The sequence below is a fragment of the Microbacterium sp. KU4F genome (assembly GCF_056868075.1).
In genome coordinates, this window is the sequence record NZ_CP200324.1 from 1,153,989 (window position 1) to 1,171,448 (window position 17,460).

General features: G+C 65.8%; 18 protein-coding genes, 1 tRNA gene and 3 pseudogenes. 13 read left to right on the plus strand and 9 right to left on the minus strand.

Annotated elements, in window-relative coordinates:
* The first annotated feature begins 20 nt into the window (after positions 1-20).
* From AC1VNH_RS05815 to AC1VNH_RS05830, 4 genes and pseudogenes are all read left to right on the plus strand, one after another.
* Positions 21-710, plus strand: a complete 690-nt coding sequence (locus AC1VNH_RS05815) for an RNA polymerase sigma factor (RefSeq protein WP_483110298.1) — start codon at positions 21-23, stop codon at positions 708-710.
* A gap of 319 nt (positions 711-1,029) precedes the next feature.
* Positions 1,030-1,275 carry a hypothetical protein gene (locus tag AC1VNH_RS05820; RefSeq protein WP_483110299.1) on the plus strand — a complete coding sequence of 82 codons (246 nt, stop codon included), beginning with the start codon at positions 1,030-1,032 and terminating at the stop codon, positions 1,273-1,275.
* Positions 1,276-2,167: 892 nt separating this feature from the next.
* Positions 2,168-2,372: pseudogene (locus AC1VNH_RS05825) on the plus strand (IS3 family transposase); the annotation flags it as partial.
* 106 nt (positions 2,373-2,478) lie between these two features.
* Complete coding sequence (locus AC1VNH_RS05830; RefSeq protein ID WP_483110300.1) at positions 2,479-2,904, plus strand: nuclear transport factor 2 family protein; 426 nt, start codon at positions 2,479-2,481, stop codon at positions 2,902-2,904.
* 245 nt (positions 2,905-3,149) lie between these two features.
* Here AC1VNH_RS05830 and AC1VNH_RS05835 read toward each other — a convergent pair whose 3' ends face one another.
* Together AC1VNH_RS05835 and AC1VNH_RS05840 are read right to left on the minus strand one after the other, a co-directional pair.
* A complete protein-coding gene (locus AC1VNH_RS05835) occupies positions 3,150-3,566 on the minus strand; it encodes a pyridoxamine 5'-phosphate oxidase family protein (protein WP_483110301.1) in 417 nt (138 codons plus the stop codon).
* Positions 3,567-4,096: 530 nt separating this feature from the next.
* Positions 4,097-5,386 (minus strand): helix-turn-helix transcriptional regulator, encoded by a 1,290-nt coding sequence (locus AC1VNH_RS05840; protein WP_483110302.1) that lies wholly within the window; start codon positions 5,384-5,386, stop codon positions 4,097-4,099.
* 426 nt (positions 5,387-5,812) lie between these two features.
* On the opposite strand from AC1VNH_RS05840, the gene AC1VNH_RS05845 reads away from it, so the two are divergent.
* The 3 genes and pseudogenes from AC1VNH_RS05845 to AC1VNH_RS05855 form a co-directional block, all read left to right on the plus strand.
* Positions 5,813-6,118, plus strand: a complete 306-nt coding sequence (locus AC1VNH_RS05845) for an ArsR/SmtB family transcription factor (protein ID WP_309735903.1) — start codon at positions 5,813-5,815, stop codon at positions 6,116-6,118.
* Entirely contained in the window at positions 6,105-6,401 is a 297-nt protein-coding gene (locus AC1VNH_RS05850; protein WP_309735901.1) for a hypothetical protein, read from the plus strand. The genes AC1VNH_RS05845 and AC1VNH_RS05850 overlap by 14 nt, the downstream gene beginning before the upstream one ends.
* Positions 6,402-6,587: 186 nt before the next feature.
* A pseudogene (locus tag AC1VNH_RS05855) lies at positions 6,588-6,850 on the plus strand (IS5/IS1182 family transposase); the annotation flags it as partial.
* Between the two features lie 48 nt (positions 6,851-6,898).
* On the opposite strand, the gene AC1VNH_RS05860 reads toward AC1VNH_RS05855, so the two are convergent.
* Positions 6,899-7,261, minus strand: a complete 363-nt coding sequence (locus AC1VNH_RS05860; protein WP_483112699.1) for a VOC family protein — start codon at positions 7,259-7,261, stop codon at positions 6,899-6,901.
* A 384-nt stretch (positions 7,262-7,645) separates the two neighbouring features.
* On the opposite strand from AC1VNH_RS05860, the gene AC1VNH_RS05865 reads away from it, so the two are divergent.
* Positions 7,646-8,950 carry a sensor histidine kinase gene (locus AC1VNH_RS05865; protein ID WP_483110303.1) on the plus strand — a complete coding sequence of 435 codons (1,305 nt, stop codon included), beginning with the start codon at positions 7,646-7,648 and terminating at the stop codon, positions 8,948-8,950.
* 266 nt (positions 8,951-9,216) lie between these two features.
* On the opposite strand, the gene AC1VNH_RS05870 is transcribed toward AC1VNH_RS05865, so the two are convergent.
* The 4 genes and pseudogenes from AC1VNH_RS05870 to AC1VNH_RS05885 all read right to left on the minus strand — a co-directional run bounded on the left by AC1VNH_RS05870 (position 9,217) and on the right by AC1VNH_RS05885 (position 11,653).
* Positions 9,217-9,570 carry a GNAT family N-acetyltransferase gene (locus AC1VNH_RS05870; protein ID WP_483110304.1) on the minus strand — a complete coding sequence of 118 codons (354 nt, stop codon included), beginning with the start codon at positions 9,568-9,570 and terminating at the stop codon, positions 9,217-9,219.
* Between the two features lie 191 nt (positions 9,571-9,761).
* Positions 9,762-10,921: pseudogene (locus AC1VNH_RS05875) on the minus strand (IS3 family transposase).
* Positions 10,922-11,182: 261 nt separating this feature from the next.
* The gene (locus AC1VNH_RS05880) at positions 11,183-11,494 is read right to left on the minus strand and encodes a hypothetical protein (protein ID WP_483110305.1); all 312 of its coding nucleotides are present in this window, start codon (positions 11,492-11,494) and stop codon (positions 11,183-11,185) included.
* Between the two features lie 87 nt (positions 11,495-11,581).
* Positions 11,582-11,653 (minus strand) — tRNA-Arg (locus tag AC1VNH_RS05885).
* Positions 11,654-11,782: 129 nt separating this feature from the next.
* Here AC1VNH_RS05885 and AC1VNH_RS05890 point away from each other — a divergent pair.
* Positions 11,783-12,733, plus strand: coding sequence for a nuclear transport factor 2 family protein (locus AC1VNH_RS05890; RefSeq protein ID WP_483110306.1), 951 nt, complete (start codon positions 11,783-11,785; stop codon positions 12,731-12,733).
* 9 nt (positions 12,734-12,742) lie between these two features.
* Here AC1VNH_RS05890 and poxB read toward each other — a convergent pair whose 3' ends face one another.
* Positions 12,743-14,476 (minus strand): ubiquinone-dependent pyruvate dehydrogenase, encoded by a 1,734-nt coding sequence (gene poxB / locus AC1VNH_RS05895; protein WP_483110307.1) that lies wholly within the window; start codon positions 14,474-14,476, stop codon positions 12,743-12,745.
* 66 nt (positions 14,477-14,542) lie between these two features.
* Positions 14,543-15,133 (minus strand): TetR/AcrR family transcriptional regulator, encoded by a 591-nt coding sequence (locus AC1VNH_RS05900; protein ID WP_460737547.1) that lies wholly within the window; start codon positions 15,131-15,133, stop codon positions 14,543-14,545.
* A 142-nt stretch (positions 15,134-15,275) separates the two neighbouring features.
* Here AC1VNH_RS05900 and AC1VNH_RS05905 point away from each other — a divergent pair, with 142 nt between their 5' ends.
* The 4 genes from AC1VNH_RS05905 (at position 15,276) to AC1VNH_RS05920 (ending at position 17,435) form a co-directional block, all read left to right on the plus strand.
* The gene (locus AC1VNH_RS05905; protein WP_483110308.1) at positions 15,276-15,872 is read left to right on the plus strand and encodes a DUF6230 family protein; all 597 of its coding nucleotides are present in this window, start codon (positions 15,276-15,278) and stop codon (positions 15,870-15,872) included.
* Positions 15,863-16,345, plus strand: coding sequence for a DUF6114 domain-containing protein (locus AC1VNH_RS05910; protein ID WP_483110309.1), 483 nt, complete (start codon positions 15,863-15,865; stop codon positions 16,343-16,345). The genes AC1VNH_RS05905 and AC1VNH_RS05910 overlap by 10 nt, the downstream gene beginning before the upstream one ends.
* Positions 16,342-17,043, plus strand: coding sequence for a hypothetical protein (locus tag AC1VNH_RS05915; RefSeq protein ID WP_483110310.1), 702 nt, complete (start codon positions 16,342-16,344; stop codon positions 17,041-17,043). Before AC1VNH_RS05910 ends, AC1VNH_RS05915 begins: the two co-directional genes overlap by 4 nt.
* A gap of 113 nt (positions 17,044-17,156) precedes the next feature.
* A complete protein-coding gene (locus tag AC1VNH_RS05920; protein WP_137417641.1) occupies positions 17,157-17,435 on the plus strand; it encodes a Fe-S cluster assembly protein HesB in 279 nt (92 codons plus the stop codon).
* Positions 17,436-17,460 lie beyond the last annotated feature (25 nt).

Here is a 17,460-nt window from a genome sequence, read left to right on the forward strand (position 1 = left end):
CTGTGATGCTGCGTAGACGCATGGAGATCCTTCCGGGCTCGGGTGCCCGTGAACGCAGCACCTTTTTGTTTCATGGCCGGCACCGAGCCCCTCCTTTCACCACAACTGTGGATTCCTTCTCGACCGCTGGGACGAAAGAAGTGCGGTCCATCGGACATGATCGTCATGTGCAGCGTTACTCCGCCGAACGGTCTCGGGACTACGAGGCCTTCGTCCGCGCGAACGGCGACGCCGTCTTGCGATTTCTTCGCCGCCGCGCCGACCCGCAGACCGCGGACGACGTCTTCTCCGAAACGATGCTCGTGGTGTGGCGCCGGTTCGATGAGGTACCCGAAGACGCACTGCCCTGGCTCTACGTCACCGCACGCAACTGCTTGCGGAACGCAGAGCGTTCTGCGCGACGGCAGCAGCGCGTTGTCGCCCGGATCATCACGCTGGATCCGCCCTCGGAAACAGCCCCCGACGCCACCGCCGACCCCCGCGAGAACTGCCTCCGCGCTGCTCTCGCCCGCCTCTCGAAGACAGACGCTGAAGTACTCCGGCTGTGGGCGTGGGAAGAGCTCGGCCCCCAAGAAATCGCGATCATCATCGGGGCGTCGGTGAACGCCGCCACCATTCGTCTGCACCGCGCGAAGAAGAAGCTCCGGCAGCAGATGGAGGCGGTCTGCCCGCCCGTTCTCGCTGCACCCCTGGAGGGAGGAGCACGATGACCGAAGATGATGACCTGAAAGCGCTCATGCGCCGCGCTGATCCGAGCGCTGCTTCCCCCCGCTCGATGACGCACACATCCGACGCGTCGTCGCCGCGGCCGAGCGCGACGACGCCACACGTGCACGACGCCGACGCTCACGCTTCCTCGTCGCCGGAGCCTCTCTCGGCACAGGCGCGACAGCTGCCGCCGCAGTCCTCATCGCCGGTCTCGTCGCGACACCGGCCGTCCAGACCCCCGAGCCCACCGGCGGGGCCATCACGTGCGACGCGCCCACGGACGCCGCCCTGCGCGCCAACGACACCGCCTACGAGGCCACCGTGACGAGAGTCAACGACGGTGTGGTGACCCTCACGGTGACGACGACATACGCGGGCGACCCCGGCACAAGCGCCGAGATCCCTCAGATGACCGACCCATCGACGGGCGGCGACCTGTTCACCGTCGGCCACGCCTACCTCGTCGCCTCGACCGGTGGTTTCGCATCGGACTGCCTGACCGGGCCGGCGACGGACCAGCTCCGCAGGGCGTACGTGAGCGCCTTCGGAACGGGAACGACCGGCTGATATCAGCTTGGGGCGTATTGACCCTCCCTCGCCATCTGCCAGGCAGGAACCGCCCTCCCGGCGGCCGTGGCAGCGGTCGTGGAGGTCGGTCGGCGGACTCGCACCAACCCCGAGCACGAATCATCAGGGATAGCGACGAAAGAACCCCCATCAGCTTTGCAACTGACAGGGGTTCCAACGTGACCTACGTGGCGGGCTCAGTGACGCGGTGCAGCGAGGTCCGCGGCGGCAGCCGCCCCTGCTCGACCAGCCACGCTTGGCCATCGTCAGTGAGCCGCGTCCACTACTCAAACTGCTCCGCCTCCAGAACGGCGAACTGGCGAAGGTGGAGTGGAAGAGACCTCAGCAGCCAATCAACGTCTACCAGGGGAGCCTCTCCGGACGAGACAAAGCTGAGGTTCAGCGGAACATCGACGAGTTCCTCAAACGAGCATCAGCCGACCACGACCCCGCGGTGGAGCCGTGGCCTCGCCCCCGGAAGCCCAATCCGTGGGTCGACGCCCTTGACTGCGACGGTCACGGCCGCAGGGGGATCAGCGGGAGTCCTCGCCACCGTCGTATCGGTAGTCATATCCGTGAGCCTCCTTGTGGCATGGACCGAGCGCCGGCCTCTTATCGAGAACGATTATCGCGTAAAGTGAACAGCGTTCTAATCGGTCCGTTATGACCAGAGTAGAGCGAGTAAGCGTTACCTAACTCATATGCCATCCACGCGCAGTATCGAAAGGCGACGATGTCTCCCACGACCACCGGACGCGCTTTCCATGTCGGCCTCAGCCCTGCCCGGGTGATCGATGAGGCCGCCGCACTCACCCGCGCGTCGCACGTGCTGACCTGGTCGATCCGCGATCTCGCGACTGCCCTCGAGGTGTCGCCCTCGGTCATCTATCACCACTACAAGGCAGAACTCCTCCGCCGACCCGCTCGATCCGGGCCATGGAAGAGCATCGAGGACCTCGAGCTCGCGACGCTCGGCTGGGGGGCACTGGCACAACACCCAGCGCCTCCACGGTTACCTCGGCGACGTCCCACCCGCTGAGTTCGAGAGCGACTTCTGTGCTGTCCCCAACGACCGCGATCTGCTGGTCGGTATCAAACAGCGCGAGTATACATCAGACCCGCGGCGCCTCACGTTGGGGCAAGATCCAAAGATGAGGCCTGGTTTGGGTTACTCAAGTCGCGATCAGAAAGTGAGCCACCATAATGCTCCCTTTGTCTCACTCGAACCTCGTCGAGGCGTACCTAGACGCGCTCTCCTTAGCTGACGTGGACGCGGTGCTCAACTTGTTCGCGACGGATGGCGTCGTGAGTTCCCCGCTATATGGCCAGCGGTCGGCGCGAGATTTTTACCCGATTTTATTCGCTGACACAGCTGCGTCCGCGCTAACGCTTCGCCAAACGCTGGTCAGTACATCGACACCGACAGCGACAGCGACAGCGACCATCGCGTTCTGGTTTGACTTCAATTGGACGCTCGCGGACGGCACCCCTGCCCCGTTCTCCGTCGTCGATGTTGCTGAGCTCGACCCTGATGGGCGGATCCGGCACCTGCACATCATCTACGACACGCATCCGATCCGGTCCGTCTGGGAGCGACAGCAGCGGGCAAGCACAGCGCCGACCCTCTGACTGCTAAGACGTGTTCCCCACAGCTCCGCGACATGCCGAGCAGCGCTCATCATCGTCGGGTGCGACGGCCGCGTCTCCGCGAGCATCCTGAGCGCCCGCTCACGCATCTCCGGTGATTAGTTCCTGTTCATCGTCTTCCATCCTTGCTTGAAGAACGGAACGGAAGTCAGGCCGATTCAATGAAACACCCCTCCTGGCTTCGGCTGGGAGGGGGCGTCCTGCCGGCACAGCAGGGCCGCACCGATTCAGAACTGGGATGCGCGTCCCCCGGCCCAACCCAACCAGCGGTCAATCTCCAGGTGGACAGTCACGAGCGGGCTGTCCTTCGCGGAGTACTCCTTGCCATGGAAGTGCTGCGAAAGCCGATCGATGTTGACGAATCCTTCGTCGGGCTCGATTGACACCACATGCCCTTGAACGGACAGATGAGTGCCCCAGTTCGTTGGATCCAGCACAGTCAAGGAAACGTACCCGTTGCTCCGCAGATGCTTCAGCCGTGCACGGTCGGAGTTCATGCATAGCATGATGCGGCCGTCGTCCTCGATCAGGTACCAAGTGGCCACCGATACTGGTTTGCCCTTCGACGTGACCGTCGCCATCACTGCAGGATTCGGCTGGCGGAGGAAAGTGAAAGCGGCTTCGGGGAGTGGAGCTTCAGGCATGACTACGATTCTGCCAGCGCCAAGCCCGGCACGGTTTGTGCCGGGTCGCTCCGGACGTCGGGGCGCAAGAGCGAGTGGAGGGCGGACTCGGACGTGCGCTCCTGCGTGCGTTCGGGGTAAGACGTGCACCACGAGCTTCGGAGCACAGAGGCATGTTGACGCCATGGTTAATGACTACGTCCAGGCGCGTCGCGCAGCGATCGCCTTCACTGGGCAGGTGATTGACATCACAACGCGCGATGGGCGAGCGCCAGCTCATCGGGATGATCGACGCTGCCCCGGACCACACGGAACGCGAGCGCACCATCCGCGGCCACGAAGACCACGACGGAGGTGGGGCACATTCGCTTGCGGAGGCGTCTGGCAACTGCGGCCCCGCACTTAATGCGCGGGGCCGCAGTTGCCGGGTGAGCCTTCGCGGGGTTTCCCCAGCAGGTAAGAGCGTAGTCCCCTCACCGCAATACGCCAGAACTCGATGCGCCGCGCCGCGCAGCCTTCCATTTCAGAGCGGGTCGGGGCCCAGCCGTAGGTTAGGTCGGACGAGGTGATCGACGCTCATAGAAGCCACCTCGCTCAAGGAGTTGAACCGCTTCTTGACGTGAGGACACTCCGAGCTTGATGTAGAGCGATCGCACGTGCGTCTTAACTGTGTTCCTAGATACGAAACGGTCGCGAGCGATCTGATCGAGCGTCAGTTGATCTCTCAGTTGCCATGCCAGCTCCGTCTCGCGCGGCGTGAGTAGCGGCAGAGTTCGAACGCGTAAACCCGACAACTTGGGAAGCTTCTTCAAGCGATCTGACAGCACGCTCACAAGAGACGCCAGTGCCTCGTTACTTGCAGCGAACTTCGTGAGGAGCGTCTGCAGCTGGGGGGTCGAGAGTGTCAGCAGAGGCGTGGCCGATCCTGACTCCCCCATCATTCTGAGCGCGTCCTCCACCTCGATGTCCGCGATGCCGCAGTCCCCAAGCGCGCGGTGTGCCAGCGCGCGGCGCAACAGGATGGGCGCGAGAGTTCGCAGGCTGTGTTCCGCTCCCAGTGCCACGCACCCACTGGTGACGCGAAGGACTGCTGCGTAGTCTTCGCGCATGAGATGAGCCGATGCCCGTTGCATGTCGAAGCAGAGGGAGTGTCCGGGAGTCGACGGGACGTGCTCCAGCAGGATGAGCACCCCGTCCGGCTCGCCGCGAGTCAAGAGGGCGTCCGCCAATATGCCGGTCGCGAAGCCGCGAACCATGGGGAGCGCTCTCTCATCGGTCGCGCTCGCTACTATGCGTGTTGCGATAGTCACCGCCGCGCCGGTGTCACCGTTGGCAAGTGCCACCATTGCATCAACAGCAGCGGCAGTGACGGAGTACCGCGGATTCGACGAGAACGTCCGCAGGGTACTGGCTAGATCGCCGAGAGCTCCTACATTAAGGTCAGCGGAGTAGATCAGAATCTCGCCCAGAATCAGAGGAAAGCCGCTCACATCCGGGGTCCACCCGAATCGATGCGCGATCGATCTAGCCGCTCCGGCGGACTTTATCGCCGCGTCGTAATCTCCGAACAACGCTGAGCAGACGCAAACCAGCGAATGGGCGCGGAAAAGAGCCGCCTCGCTCTCTGCCGCCGCGGCGGCCTGCACTGCACGGTACGCGAATGTTGCGCCTTCCCGCGCATGTCCCTGTGTCACGTAAGCCTCGGCGACAGCGGCCCACATAGCACTGCACTCTGTTGAGGAGAGGAGTGCGCCGGCCGAGGCAGGCATTATCCACGCGATGCGTTCGGCGAGTTCAAGCGCTTCTTCGTGAGCGCCAATCTGAAGGCGAGCGAGGATCACACCAGTACTGGCTCGCAGACGAGTACCACCGTCGATGTCAGCGAGCGATAACGCCGAGATCGCCGCCACTCGGTGCAAGAGCGAGGGCCCAAGTGGATCAGATCCATGAACTCCTATATCGGCCGCCCGCTCAGCTTGACGTACTAAGAACAAATATCAATCCAATCGCCGAGAACTCTCCGGTCCGCTTGAAGTCCGCGGCTCGGAATTAGCTTTCAAACCGAGCTGCGTCGAACGATATCTTCTTGAAATCCGAGCTGATTCACGTTCTCGAGATAGCGCCGGAGCGATATATCTCGTCCCGCGTACGGTCGGGGCCGCTGCGCTCGCAACGCTCGCAGGGCCGCGTTGACCCAACTGTTGCTCACTCGCACCATGGTCACTCCTTCCGCGCGGAGTTCCTCTGCCAGTCGAGGAGAAGAGGGATTGGATGCCGCAGCGGATCTCTTCAAGATCCTCGGGTCATCCTCACGCCTGCTTCTTCTGCACTTACTAGCATCCGAACCCTGCGGGGTCGGCGCGCTCGTCGAGCGAAGCGAGATGTCCCAGCCCCTTGTGTCACAGCATCTTCGGACGCTGCGACAGTCGGGCATCGTGACGGTCGTACGGACGGGACGCGAGGCTCTGTACCACCTCGCGGACCACCACATCGCGCACGTCATCGACGACGCAGTCACCCACGTTCTCGAAGAGAAGACCCTGGACAAAGGAGAGATTGATGAGCACGACTGAGATCCACGCCGAGCACACCATCGCCGAGCACGAGCACGACGCCGGCTGCGGCCACGAGGCCGTTCCGCACGACGATCACGTCGATTACGTGCATGGAACCCACCACCACGCCGCCCACGGCGACCACTACGACGAACACGAGAGCGTCGCGGAGCACACCGTCGCCGAGCATGCTCACGGAAACGAGTGCGGCCACGAGACCGTGGTGCACGACGACCACATCGACTACGTCCACGACGGACACAAGCACGCCGCCCACGGTGAGCACTACGACGAACACTGAGCCCAACCCTGATCCGACACGATAGGAGGGTCGGCGGGTATCCGCCGACCCTCCTATCGTTCCTCGCAAGCTCGCGAGCCGTATCAGCCAGCGTCAACAATCTCGTGGCCAGCAACAGTGGGAGCGGCTCCGCCCATTGTTGCCCTCTTCCGCTGGTCGGCAGGGTCGCTCGTTCTGAGACGAATGCGTGAGGAGCCAGCTGATCCCGCCATAGGTCGATCGCGGGGCGGGTTGAGCACGAAGATCTATCCGCTCGTGGACGGGCGCGGACTGCCGCTGGTGATCATGGTCGGTCCTGGATAAGCAGGCGACTCCCCGATGTTCCCCGCCCTGATGAACAATCTACGAGCGAGCCTGCCGACGAGCAGAGTCACCGCGTACGTCGCGGTGCCCGTGGCGGCCTCCCCATCGGCTACGATCACGACGCCGACAAGGGGCGCAACGTAGTCGTCCTCCGCGCGATCACGCTCTGACTCAGGGCCACCACGTGAGGATCGTCACGACTCGTCGGCGACGACCTCCGCTTTGAAGCCGGCAGAGTTCTGCAGCCAGCCGGCATAGTGATCCGGGCCTCCCGCGTGCGGATACCGGTCCTGATACCACGGCCGCCACCCGTGCTGCTCCGCCTGAGCCATGATCGCGTCAACCCGGTCGGGCACGCCCGCTCTGAATGCAAGGTGGTTCACGCCTGGCGCCCTCCGATCGTGCGCAACCGCGGACAGATTCGGTGAGGTCGTGAGCGTCAGATACGCGCCACCAGCGGCCCACGACTCCCCCTCGGGCCACACGCGCTCGCGCTCGAAGCCGAGCTCGCGAAGCAGCCAGCCCCACTCGGCCCGAGCCTCCGCAAGATCCGCGATCCACCATCCGGAAACCCATCCGCCCTACTATTCCCGTATGATCACCCCGTCGGCCGGACCTCTGCGATGAAATCCAGCATTGTCGACCGAGTGCGAGGAAACCTCACCCCGCAATACGTCTTCGCCGGCACGATGCTCGCGCTAACTGCCGTCGTCGCCGCTGCCACGCCCCACTATGTGACGCCTGGCGGGGCGGGTGTCGCTGTCGTCGGGGTCATCGTCGTAACAGCGGCGGCTATCGCCTGTCGACTCACCCAGGCGCTGAAGGCGACCAGTCAGTGGTGGGTCTTCTTCCCTCTGGCGGATCTGGCGCTCTGGGGATACGCGCGCATGGACCTGCTTCCCTCCCTACCTGTTGCGGGCATCACGGTCTTCTTCCCGCTCATGTGGATCGCCTTCGCCTTCCCGCTTTGGTGGTTCGTGCCCGTTGCCGTCGTGTTTGTCTTCATGGGACTGCTCCCTCAGCTCGCCGGACGCGCCGGCGATGTGGGTGCCGCCCAGGCTCACTGGCAGGTCGGGGCGTTCTGTGTCCTGGCGCTCGTGGTATGCGCTTTTTGTGCGACCGCGGCGGCGTGGACACGACGGAAGGAAGCCGCCCTCGCCGAATCGCGGGCGCGCATCAACACGCTCTTCGGAGAAAACGTAGCCGGTCGTGCAATCCTTCAGGCAATCGCCGATGCGACCTCCGATGCGATCATGCTCATCGACCGTGACGACGTCGCCACCCTCAGCAATGCCGGCGCCGACCGACTGATGCAGCTTGCCGGCGTCCGAGGCTGGACGCGGAGTTCCGCGCCTGCGATACGGTTCACCGACGGGCGCCCCTTCCCCGTCGATCGGAGCTTCCTCGATGCCCTCCATGCCGGGATCTACGCGGACGGAGTCCCGCTCAACGTTGGTGAACCATCCGAACAGCTGACCCTTCAGTTCTCGGCGCGAGACATCTTCACGCTCGAGGGGGAACGGATCGGAGCCCTGATCATCGCCCATGATGTGACCGCGCTGACCAGCGCAATCACTGCACGCGACGAGTTCCTCAACACCGTCGGACACGAGTTGAGGACCCCGCTGACGGTCATGCTCGGATATGCCGACCTGCTCGCCGACGCCCTGGAGGAGCAGGCCCCGGATCTGTTCGCCGCAGTCATGACCATCGTGAAGGCTGGCGAGCGCCAGCTGGCCGTCATCGACCAGATCATGAGCGCGAACCGCACCCACATCCCTCGTCACTCTCGTCGCGTCGACGTGCTGTCGGTACTGCGGTCGGTCGCCAGTCGATATCCGACGGCGCGCATCATCCCCGCGCGCGTCACTGGTGGAGAGCTTCGCATCCATGCCGATCCAGACGATCTCGACAAGGCAGTGACTGCCATCGTCGCCAACGCCGTCATCTATGGGCCGCCCGCTTCCCCTGTCGAGATTGCGGTCCGGCGAGACGACGGACATGTCGTGATCGAGGTCAGCGATCGGGGTGCCACGATGACAGAACAGGAACGCGATCAAGCGTTCGATCTGTTCTTCCGGGCCTCCTACGCGCTGAAGCACGCCATTCCGGGCGTGGGGCTCGGACTCACCTTCGCACGCAAGCTCATTCAAGCCAACGGAGGGACGGTCCGACTCGACGGGCGCGCGGATGGCAACGGCACCATGGCGACGATCATCTTCCCGGAGCACGCCCCGTCCCTCTGACGGCTAATGGCTGCGCAGTATCCAACTAACGCCCTTGCTGGGCTCTTCGAAGGATGCTCAAGTAGCTCTGCTCATCGGACACTCAACGATGCGACAAGCGCGACATCTATCGCCGCGATTCACCCCGGAACGGTAAACCGCTCAGCGCGTCGTAGCTCGAAAGCAGGAGCGGTCTATGTGCCCTCCACCCGGTCCGCCGTACACGTAGAACGCCGCATTCCCCCGACTGATCGAGCCGGCGGCTCATAGTCTCTTCTGCGGATGCCTTACCGAAGGCTGGCCACGTCCATGCCGGGACCATTCTCGGGGCGGCGCTCGAAGCCGTGGCGTTCGTAGAACTCGACTCGTCCCCGGGCCGCAAAGAGCTGGACGTCGTCGACACCACGGCGACGTGCCTCATCTACCAGACGCGCGAGGATCTGCCCTCCGATACCCGCGCCCCGAGCGTGTTCCGTGACGATCATCTCGGTCACGAAGGCGTGGAGCGCCCCGTCGCTGATGAGCCTGCCCATCCCGACCAAGCGGCCCACGTCGTCCCGGACAGTGCAGACGATCCAGCTTCCCGGACAGGGCTTGCTCGAACCGCTCCAGGGTCCAGTCTCCCCAACCAGTCTCGTCATAGAGCGCTTTGAACTCAGTCACGGAGGGGACGGAGAGGGAGTAGTCCATGCTGACAGGGTACTGCGACCCCGGGTCGGGATCAGCGCCAACCGAGCGATACGAGATAGCAGGCGGCGGCGGCGAAAGCCAGGCCGCCATACGCCTGCGGATGCGCAACGGGGACTGCTGAAGGTCTTGGTGACTCTTCTTGTTAGGCCGCTGATGCGGCATGTGTGGTGATGATGGCTTCGAACTCGACGGGCGTCAATTCGCCGAGGACGCGTTGTCGGCGACGGCGGTGGTAGGTCCGTTCGATCCAGGTCACGATCGCGAGGCGGAGGTCGTCGCGGGTGGTCCAGCGGCGGCTGTTGAGGACGTTCTTCTGGAGGAGCGCGAAGAACGATTCCATCGCGGCGTTGTCGCCGGCAGCACCGACCCGACCCATTGAACCGACGAGGCCGTGCCGGTCGAGTTCGGCTTGGAAGCGCCGCGAACGAAACTGGCTGCCTCTGTCGTTGTGAACACTCGTGCCGGTCGGGCTGCGGCGCTGGATCGCCATCCGCAAAGCGGAGACGGCCAGCTCGGAGGTCATGCGTTCGTTGACCGAGTACCCGACGATCCGGTTCGACCAGACGTCCTTGACGGCGCAGAGATAGACCTTGCCCTCGCCGGTCGGATGCTCGGAGATTTCGGTGAGCCAGAGCCGGTGAGGGCCAGCCGCGGTGAACTCGCGCCGGACGAGATCATCTCGCACCGGAGGACCGACAAGGCGCCCCTTGCCGCGGCGTTTGCGGACGAATGCACTGAAGATCTCGTTCTCCGAACACACCCGCCACACCCGTCTCTCCGATGCGGTGAACCCAGCCTCGGCGCGCTCGTCGGCGATGAACCGGTATCCGAACGCGGGATCGTCGGCATGCACATCGATCGCCGCGTTGATCAGGTGCGCATCGTCCCAGTCGCGCCGCGAGACAGGATCCTGCAACCACCGGTAGTACGGCTGTTTCGCGAACTTCAACACCCGACACGTCACCCCGACAGGGATCCCGTCGGCGGCGAGTTCACTTACGCGCGGGTAGAGCCCTTTGGGCCGGACAGGTTCGCCTGCGACAGATACGCCGCCGTCCGCCGCAGGATCTCCACCTCCTGCTCAAGCAGCTTCACGCGCTTGCGCAACTCACGGTTCTCGGCCACATCGCTCGAGCTGACACCGGGCCGGCGACCGCCGTCGGCCTCGGCGATCCTCACCCATCGCGGCACGCACGACTCCGAGATCCCGAAGTCCTTCACGATCTGCGCGAACGAGGGCTCCCGCTTCAACGCGATCGCAACGACATCGTCCCGTAACTCCTTGGGGAACGGCTTAGGCATGAGGACATCCTTCCAGCGGTGACGAATCACCACAGATCAGGAGTCACCCAAACCTTCAGCAGTCCCCATGGCAAAGCGGTGAGGTTACGAGCACGCTCGCACGGGCTGTTCGCCCGGAGGCACGGGAACCAGGGCGAGCTCGTCGCGCGACGGCGGATGAGGTGGCGCATCTAGTAATGGCGTATCGAGCCGGCGCCACGGTCTAGCAAGTCGGCCGCCATTTGCAATGGCAAGTACGTGCCGCTCACAGCCGTCCGAAGGTCATCCCGCCGGTGGTATGCCGAGCACGGCCGCCCGCCCGCCCTCCGCGGTGACGGTGATGACGTCACGTCCGTCTTTGCCGCTACACGCCGACGTGTTGACGGCAACGAGTTCAGCCATGCTCTGATAGCCCCTCCATTTACTGATAAGAATCGGGAGATGTTGGCCGACGTGGCCGAATCCGGTGCGCCAGACCAACAGCGACGGGTACAGCTGGTCATCGCTGTCGACTTGATCGTGTAGGTGCAAGACGGCCCATGCACGAACCTCAGCGATGCTCTCTGCGACTGCGGCGCCGCGAAACTCCGTCACCTGGTCTCTTGCTGGTGGAGGGCGGAGAAGCGTTGCCCCACCCACGCCTGAGGTTGATGAATCTGGCATGGGTGGGGCTAACGGCAGTGCCCCTGGAGGGATTCGAACCCCCGACCCGCTCCTTAGGACGGAGTGGCTCTTCCACTGAGCTACAGAGGCTAGCCCTGCGAGTCTACCGGCAGCGACGCGCCGGGTGAGGGCGCGCGCATAGCTCTCGCTCACACTTCCTTCAGCGGGCTTGCATCCCCTGCCTCGACCACGCAGAAGATCCGCGGTGAGCGTGGACGCATGAGCACCCGTCGCCGCCCCACTCCGCTGCTCATCGGCAGCATCGTCCTCCTCACCGCCGGCATCGCCCTCACCGGCTGCGCCGCGTCACCCGCGTCGGCGGGCGGCGCACCCACCCCCACCTCGACGGCTGCCGACGGCGACGCCGCCGGCAGCGCCGCATCCCTCGTCGAGCAGGCGAACGAGACGCTCGTGACCCAACTCATCGCCGACGCGTTCCCCGACCCCGACTCGCCGGATGCGGCCGCCGCGGCCCAGGCGGCCGTGGCACCGGATGCGGTCGCGCACGGCGCCGGGCTCACCGCGGGGCCCGACGGGCTGCTCGCCCAGTTCCGAGCAGACCATGCCCGCGTCCCGGGGGCGCAGGCCGTCATCAAACACCAGGGGGCGGACGGCGACCTCGTGGCGGTGCACTGGCAGATCGCAGAAGACCCCGACGACGAGCGGACAGGCGAGGCCGCCGCCGATCTCTTCCGCGTGACCGACGGGAAGATCACCGAGCGATGGTCGTTCGCCCAGCCCATTCCCCAAGGCACACCCGCCAGCGGCAACACGAACACGATGTTCAGCGACCTGTACGAACCCGGCGACCAGGAGTCCGCGCCGACGCCGGAGCAGGATGACGCGAACAAGAAGCTCGTGGTCGACGCGTACAACACGCTCTTCCGCGACCACGACGTCAGCGTCCTCGACCGCGCGTTCGACCCCAACTACCTCCAGCACAACAGCGTCGCACCGAACGGCACCGCGGCCCTGAAGACCTTCTTCGCCGGCGCGAGCTTCCCCCTGCAGCAGGCCGTGATCTCGGTCTCCGACGGCGACCTCGTCTGGATCTTCTCCCAGCCCGTGGGTGCCGCATCCGACGACCCGTTCCTCGCCGCCGACATCTTCCGTGTCGACGACGGCCTCATCCGGGAGCATTGGGACGTCGTGCCGACCACGGCCAGATGACGCCGGCCGTCAGTCGAACAGACGACGCCAGAGGTTCGTGTCCGCCAGATCCAGCAGCTCGTCACCCCGGCCCGAGAGCACGGTGCGCAGCGCCCACAGCGAGAAGCCCTTGGCCTGCGCGGCGGTGATCGACGGCGGCATCGACAGCTCCTCACGGGCGACCACGACGCTCACGAGCACCGGACCCGGGTCGGCCAGCGCACGCCGCAGCGCGGGCTCGAGATCCGCCGCGCTCTCGACGCGGATACCGGTGATCCCGACAGCCTCGGCCACGGCCGCGAAGTCCGGGTTGTGCAGGTCCGTACCGTAGTTGACGATGCCGGCCGCCTTCATCTCAACCTCGACGAAGCCCAGAGCGGAGTTGTCGAACACGACGATCTTCACCGGCAGATCGTTCTGACGGATGGAGAGAAGATCCCCCATGAGCATCGCCAAGCCGCCGTCGCCGGCGAGCGCGATCACCTGGCGGGAACGGTCGACGGCCTGCGCGCCGAGCGCCTGGGGCAGGGCGTTGGCCATCGAGCCGTGCGTGAACGAGCCCAGCAGGCGTCGCTGCTTCGTCATGTGCAGGTAGCGCGCCGCCCAGATGACGGGCGTGCCCACATCCGCCGTGAAGACCGCATCCGGCGCTGCCAGCTCGTCCACCAGGCGCGCGACGTACTGCGGGTGAATCGGCTTCTTGCCGTCGTCGTTGGCGAGCCCGTCGAGCTCGCGCCGCGTCTTGCGGTAGTGCTCGACCGACTCCTTCAGGTGGTGGTCCTTGCGGTCCTGATCGATCAGCGGCAGCAGGGCGGATGCGGTCGCACCCGCATCCCCCACGAGCCCGACGTCGATGGGCGTGCGGTGTCCCAGCTGCTCGCCGCGGATGTCGATCTGCACGATCTTCGCCTTCTCGGGGAAGAACTGCCGGTAGGGGAAGTCGGTGCCGATCATCAGCAGCGCGTCGCACTTCTCCATGGCGCGATAGCCGGACGAGAAGCCCAGCAGACCCGTCATCCCCACGTCGTAGGGGTTGTCGTACTCGATGTGCTCCTTGCCGCGGAACGCGTGCACGATCGGCGCCTGCAGACGCCCGGCGAGCGCGAGCACCTCATCATGGGAGCCCGCCACCCCGGCCCCCGCGAGGATCGTGACCTTGCCCGCCGCGTTCAGCACGGCGGCGGCCTCTTCCAGCTCGGATGCGGACGGCACCATAACCGGCCGCGTGGCGCGGATCGGAGCGGACGGGCGACGGTGCGGCGCGTCCGCGAAGAAGACGTCACCCGGAACGACGACGACGGCCACGCCGCGCTTCTCGACCGCGGTGCGCATCGCCGTCTCCAGCACCCACGGCAGCTGCGCCGGGTCCGAGACGAGTTCGGCGTAGTGGCTGCACTCGCGGAAGAGCTCCTGCGGGTGCGTCTCCTGGAAGTAGCCGCTGCCGATCTCGGCGGACGGGATGTGGGAGGCGATCGCCAGCAGCGGCACGCGCGACCGGTGCGCATCGAAGAGGCCGTTGATGAAGTGCAGGTTGCCGGGACCGCAGCTGCCGGCGACGACGGCGAGCTCCCCCGTGATCTCCGCCTCGGCACCCGCCGCGAACGCCGCGGACTCCTCGTGCCGGGCGTGCAGCCATTCGATGCCGCCGTCCTTGCGCAGGGCATCCGTGAAGGCGTTCAGGGAGTCGCCGGGCAACCCCCAGATGCGGGTGATCCCCGCGTGACGAAGAGTGCGGACGAAGAGTTCTGCGACGTTTCCGGCCATGGCTCCACGCTAAAACGGACGGCCGGATCCGGCTAAGACCATTGACGAACGGGTGCCCGACGTGTGTCAGAGCGTCACGGCGGACACGACGCCCTGCACGCTGCGCTCGAGGAAGCCCACGATGTCGTCGATGTCGACGTCGTCATCGACAGCCAGCTCGATCAGCACCTCTTCGGCGAACGCGACCCAGGACCGCAGGGCGACGTCGAGCAACGGACTGGCGGGGACCCCCAGCTCGGCGAACACCTCGCGTAGGCGCTGGGCGTTGGCATCCCTGGCACGGTCCACGACCAGCCGCACCTCGGGGTCTCCGCTGGCGACGCCGCGCACGAGCGAGAAGAACGTGCCACGGTTCTCGCGTACGAACAGTGCGATACGGCGGAGGGTGTCGCGCAGCCGCTCCACTGCGGCCAACTCCTCACGAGGATGGGTCGCCTCCAACAGTGCGTCACCCGCACGCGCGACCACCGCCTGATGAAGGCCCTGCCGCGAGCCGAAGTAGTGGAAGATCAGCGCGCGCGAGACCTCCGCCCGCTCCGACAGCTCCTCGATCGTCAGGTCGTCCAGCGGCCTGTCCGCCAGGAACGCGACGCCGAGGGCGACCAGCTGCGCGCGGCGCTGCTCCGGGCTCAGTCTGGTGCGCCGCTCACTGCCCATAGCCAGAGCCTAGGCGAGACGTCGACCGCGCCCGGGGTGAGAGTCCTCTCATACCCGCCCTCACACTATTGACAGTTCGTCAACGAGGTCTAGGCTCACTCACCGACGGCATCGTCGCCGTCCCCTCACCCCCGGAGGATCGATGAAGTTCCCCAACATGGTGCGCTCGCGCGCCGGTCGTGTCGCCCTGGCCACCATCCCCGTCGTGGCCGCGTCCAGTCTGCTGTTCGGCGGCGTCGCCCAGGGCGCCGTCCCCGTCTCGTTCGCGGTGTCCGGCAGCGAGTTCCAGATCAGCGCCTCGCAACTCGAGGGCACCGGATTCTCGCAGTATGCCGGCGTCACGCAAGACACCGCGGGCAACCAGCACTCGGTCGCGATCGCGAACATCGCCTCGGCGACACTGGCGGATCTGTGCCAGTCCGTCGTGTCGGACACCCCGCTCGGCAAGGTCGGCGTGCTCATCACGGCCGGCGGCGGCGGAAACCCGGCGAGCGCCACCAACCTGCAGATCGGCATGACAGGCCTGCGCGGAGACTCATCCTTCGGCAACATCCGCATCGGCGTGGATGCGTCGACGGTCAACACCGCGGCGAAGGGATCCGCCGGCGACTTCGCGCAGGACGCCGACACGGTGAGCATCGCGAACCTCCAGCAGAACTCGTGGAGCACGCAGGCGTCGACCTTCACCCTGACCGGGATGAAGCTGGAGCTGACCGATGGAACGAAGACATGCTTCTGAACGCCACACGCCGATCCCTCGCCGAGGGTGAAGTGACCGAGGACGAGACCGAGAAGAAGCCGTCGCGCTGGCGCGCCTGGCGCAGGCAGCGCCCTTTCGTCGGCGGTGTGCTCGTCATCGTCGCGGGTCTGGTGATGTTCCTGTCCAGCCAGCTCGACTTCGGCAAGCTGCACATCCAACTCGGCATCGAGGGTCTGCAGGCGACCATCGTGCCACTGGCGCTGGTCCTGCTCGGCGCGCTGTCGATCTTCATGCCGGCGCACCGCATCTTCTACGGCGTGATCACTCTCGGCCTCGCGGTGTACTCGATCGTCGGCGTCAACCTCGGAGGCTTCATCGTCGGGATGCTGCTGGGCTGCGTAGGCGGCATCACGGTCGTCTCGTGGGCGCCGCGGTCCGGTGAGGCCGCATCCGCGCTCGCATCGGGCGAGGAGCAGGGGGTGCGAGCCGACGGCGAGAAGGAGACCGCATGATCCGCCGCCTGCTGCCCGTCGCCCTGGTGGGCGTGCTGCTCGCAACCACGGGCGCCGCCGCCGCTCCGACCGAGCGACCCACGGCCTGGTGCATTCCGCTGTTCATGTCGTGCGACGACCCGTCGCCCACGCCGTCACCCACGCCCTCCCCGAGCGCTTCGTCGGAGCCCGGCCTCCCCGGCCTCCCTGACCTGGGCGGGCAGAGCCCCATCCCGGGTGCGTCGCCGACCCCGCAGGCTCCCGCCGAGCCGGAGGCGCCCGTCGAGGCGGTGCCGGATGAGACCGCGCCCGTGTTCACCCAGCCGCCGGCACAACTCGGCTCGGACGGCCTGTCGATCAGCGGACTCAGGGGCATCTCGCTCGTGACCGTGCCACTCGCCGACGGCACCCGGGCGCACGCTCTCAAGATCAGCGCGGACAGCATCACGATCACCGGCTTCGCTCTGACCGTAGGACACGCGGAGGGCCCCGCCCTGGTCACCACGGCGGACACCATGACGCTCTCGGGAAACGTGTCGGTGTACCTGAACTCCCTCACCGCCACCGGCGCCGACGGCACGTCGTACACGCTCGGCGCCGACACACCCCCACCTCGCGACGGGATCACTCCGACGCTCTTGCGGGTGACGCTCGGACTCGTGGGTGCGACCGCCGATTCGATCAGCTACTCGAACACGGACCAGCAGCTGACGTCCTGAAAAGTTCCCGGTGAACCTCGTGTGAGTTCGATCCGATCCGCGCGGAGGGGTTGATTCCGCTCTCGATTCTCGGAATCGTGGCCGGTCCGCAGACATCGATGGAAGGGAGCACCATGCTCACTCTGACGGAGAACGCTGCTTCGGCGGTCAAGACGATCTCGTCCCAGATCCCGGCGGAAGGTGGCGGGCTGCGCATTCGCGACACCGGCACCGAGACCGGATTCGAGCTCGCGCTCGCTGCCGCCCCCGAGCCGCAGGATGCGGTGGTGGAGACGTCGGGTGCTCGTGTCTTCGTGGACTCCGGTGCGACGGATGCCCTCGATGACAGGGTGCTCGATGCCGAGGTCGGCGACGACGGCTCCGTCCGTTTCGCCCTCGGCGTCCGGGGCTGAGACCCCGCCCAAAGGCCCCCGGGTT

Coding starts and splice junctions, on each gene's coding strand:
- AC1VNH_RS05815 (WP_483110298.1), top strand. CDS start 21: ATGGAGATCCTTCCGGGCTCGGGTGCCCGTGAACGCAGCACCTTTTTG.
- AC1VNH_RS05830 (WP_483110300.1), top strand. CDS start 2,479: ATGCTCCCTTTGTCTCACTCGAACCTCGTCGAGGCGTACCTAGACGCG.
- AC1VNH_RS05835 (WP_483110301.1), bottom strand. CDS start 3,566: ATGCCTGAAGCTCCACTCCCCGAAGCCGCTTTCACTTTCCTCCGCCAG.
- AC1VNH_RS05850 (WP_309735901.1), top strand. CDS start 6,105: ATGAGCACGACTGAGATCCACGCCGAGCACACCATCGCCGAGCACGAG.
- AC1VNH_RS05865 (WP_483110303.1), top strand. CDS start 7,646: ATGTGGATCGCCTTCGCCTTCCCGCTTTGGTGGTTCGTGCCCGTTGCC.
- AC1VNH_RS05870 (WP_483110304.1), bottom strand. CDS start 9,570: ATGACGAGACTGGTTGGGGAGACTGGACCCTGGAGCGGTTCGAGCAAG.
- AC1VNH_RS05890 (WP_483110306.1), top strand. CDS start 11,783: ATGAGCACCCGTCGCCGCCCCACTCCGCTGCTCATCGGCAGCATCGTC.
- poxB (WP_483110307.1), bottom strand. CDS start 14,476: ATGGCCGGAAACGTCGCAGAACTCTTCGTCCGCACTCTTCGTCACGCG.
- AC1VNH_RS05900 (WP_460737547.1), bottom strand. CDS start 15,133: ATGGGCAGTGAGCGGCGCACCAGACTGAGCCCGGAGCAGCGCCGCGCG.
- AC1VNH_RS05905 (WP_483110308.1), top strand. CDS start 15,276: ATGAAGTTCCCCAACATGGTGCGCTCGCGCGCCGGTCGTGTCGCCCTG.
- AC1VNH_RS05910 (WP_483110309.1), top strand. CDS start 15,863: ATGCTTCTGAACGCCACACGCCGATCCCTCGCCGAGGGTGAAGTGACC.
- AC1VNH_RS05915 (WP_483110310.1), top strand. CDS start 16,342: ATGATCCGCCGCCTGCTGCCCGTCGCCCTGGTGGGCGTGCTGCTCGCA.
- AC1VNH_RS05920 (WP_137417641.1), top strand. CDS start 17,157: ATGCTCACTCTGACGGAGAACGCTGCTTCGGCGGTCAAGACGATCTCG.